Source organism: Oleiphilus sp. HI0125, assembly GCF_001635355.1.
Window position 1 is genome coordinate 1 of sequence record NZ_LWGF01000491.1, and the last position, 246, is coordinate 246.

Annotated in this window: 1 pseudogene; it reads right to left on the minus strand. The window is 41.9% G+C overall.

Annotated elements, in window-relative coordinates:
* Positions 1 to 221 (minus strand): annotated as a pseudogene (locus tag A3762_RS06250) (tRNA 4-thiouridine(8) synthase ThiI); the annotation flags it as partial.
* Positions 222 to 246: the final 25 nt, after the last annotated feature.

Sequence of the window (246 nt, forward strand, 5' to 3'; positions counted from 1 at the left end):
ATATTCTTTGCGAATTCTTCGGTACCGATTTTTGCAGACAATCGAATGATATCGAGTTTATCCATCGTAATCAGAGGACGCAAAATGACTGTCTCAGATACACGATCAATAACATTCAAATTTGTCACGGTTTGACTAGAAACTTGAGCGACTGATTCGCCTGTCACAAGCGCGGTCACATCCATTTTCTTTGCTATTTCTTGCGCAGCACGAACCATCATTCGTTTAAGCACCACGCCCATATGT